We start from the raw sequence: 1238 nt of genomic DNA, 5'->3' as shown, positions 1-1238 counted from the left end.
CCTGAAGTCAGAACCGGAGTGCAAACCATGATAGACGTATCAGTAGTTAGACGTATACAAGCGAAGAGGGCTGATGAACTGCATATGCAGTTATGTGCTAAAATTCAGCAGGCCATAGTAAACGCTGCTATGGATAGCCGTACTGAGGTACTCGTGCAATTACCTAATGCAATGCAGTTAGCTCCTGGTGCACATCCAGCAGCAATTCGCTTGGAAGCTTACGCTTATGATATTGAGCGTTTGCAATTTGGTCTGAAACTTGCTGGGTATGTCGTTGATAACGCGGTGTACACAAACAGTTTTATTATTAAATGGTGAAGGAGAATCAAATGAAACATATCAAAATAACAAAAGGAGCCTATTTAGATGGTTATGATGGCGCTTTTTACCGATTTAACGATGAGAAAGGCGACGAGCTTTCAACAGGGCTTTGGGATTATTGGTACGAAGCCCGCGCCAAAGATGAGGACGGCGAAGAATATACGGTCATCTGGAAAATCACAAACCAAGAAGCCTTTGAAGATGGTGAGGAAGTATACGCCTGCGAATGGAGCGACCCTACCTACATTGAGGACAATAATGGCTTCCGAGTAACCGATGATGTTATTTTAGACTGGTGATACCAAGCCCTATCAAATTTGAAATATAATTCAATTGTGGCAGTAAGACAGACAAACAAACCTAATATTAAATACTAAAGGAGCTACAACATGAAACACGATTTTATGGACAGAACTGCAAAGATTATTGCGGAAGTTCGTACCAGAACTTGTATTGACAAACTTGATACAGAAGTTCTCGAAGAGATTTTACAAGAGGAGCTCATTGAATACTACAACGAAGTATTAACGTATGCTCGTAGTTTAGAGGAAGCCGTTGATAGTGCGTACGATGAGGGTTATGAATCTGGTTACATAGCTGGGTGTGAGAGTGCGTACGATGAGGGCTACGAGTTTGGTTATTCTGATGGTGTAATTGCAGGTCGAACTTAACGATGAGGTAGAACATGAGCGATTACAGCATTAAGCTTGGTGATTCCGTGGGTTCAGGTGTGCATGTGCACTCGCAGGGTGAAATTTATCCCGTGATACAGATGTATATCGGACAGGAGAAAGTGTTTACATACGCTAACAAGGTAGTACCGTATAGCATGAAGCAGCAAGTCCTAGATGCTGTTGCTGATGGTACACCAGCTATCCGTGAACTCTTTAGTACCAGCACACGGGAATTGTGTACTT

4 protein-coding genes are annotated in these 1238 nt (G+C 42.5%); all 4 read left to right on the top strand.

Annotated elements, in window-relative coordinates; genetic code table 11:
* On the top strand, window positions 1–318 hold a 318-nt coding region (locus ACFC3J_RS22715), incomplete at its 5' end, for a hypothetical protein (protein WP_375198175.1).
* Between the two features lie 11 nt (window positions 319–329).
* Window positions 330–620, top strand: a complete 291-nt coding sequence (locus ACFC3J_RS22710; RefSeq protein ID WP_171505661.1) for a hypothetical protein — start codon at window positions 330–332, stop codon at window positions 618–620.
* A gap of 90 nt (window positions 621–710) precedes the next feature.
* The gene (locus ACFC3J_RS22705) at window positions 711–992 is read left to right on the top strand and encodes a hypothetical protein (RefSeq protein ID WP_353772359.1); all 282 of its coding nucleotides are present in this window, start codon (window positions 711–713) and stop codon (window positions 990–992) included.
* A gap of 14 nt (window positions 993–1006) precedes the next feature.
* On the top strand, window positions 1007–1238 hold a 232-nt coding region (locus ACFC3J_RS22700; protein ID WP_375198174.1), incomplete at its 3' end, for a hypothetical protein.

Origin of the sequence: Sphingobium sp. (assembly GCF_041987595.1) — a bacterium.
Lineage (GTDB): Bacteria > Pseudomonadota > Alphaproteobacteria > Sphingomonadales > Sphingomonadaceae > Sphingobium.
The sequence above is the reverse complement of the archived record's forward strand: the minus strand, read 5'-3'. Positions and strand labels throughout refer to the sequence as shown.

Bases quoted from the DNA above. Each gene is read 5' to 3' on its own strand.
- ACFC3J_RS22710 (WP_171505661.1), top strand. From the start codon at position 330: ATGAAACATATCAAAATAACAAAAGGAGCCTATTTAGATGGTTATGAT.
- ACFC3J_RS22705 (WP_353772359.1), top strand. From the start codon at position 711: ATGAAACACGATTTTATGGACAGAACTGCAAAGATTATTGCGGAAGTT.